The sequence below is a fragment of the Bacillus cereus group sp. BfR-BA-01347 genome (genome assembly GCF_022663835.1).
Classification (GTDB): Bacteria; Bacillota; Bacilli; order Bacillales; family Bacillaceae_G; genus Bacillus_A; species Bacillus_A thuringiensis_K.
In genome coordinates this window covers 1-217 of sequence record NZ_JAKUGG010000114.1, presented here as the reverse complement: position 1 = coordinate 217, position 217 = coordinate 1, and the positions used below count along the sequence as shown (strand labels likewise).

Here is a 217-nt window from a genome sequence, read left to right as displayed (position 1 = left end):
CTTATCAATATAAGTTTCCGTGTTTCGTTTTGTTCAGTTTTGAGAGAACTATCTCTCATATATAAATGTATGTTCTTTGAAAACTAGATAACAGTGTAGCTCATATTTTTTTAATTTTAGTTTGGTTAAGTTAGAAAGGGCGCACGGTGGATGCCTTGACACTAGGAGTCGATGAAGGACGGGACTAACGCCGATATGCTTCGGGGAGCTGTAAGTA

The 217-nt window shown here is 37.8% G+C and carries 1 rRNA gene; it reads left to right on the top strand.

Annotated features, from left to right (window positions below):
- Positions 1 to 123 precede the first annotated feature (123 nt).
- Positions 124 to 217 (top strand): 23S ribosomal RNA (locus tag MR143_RS32900); the annotation flags it as partial.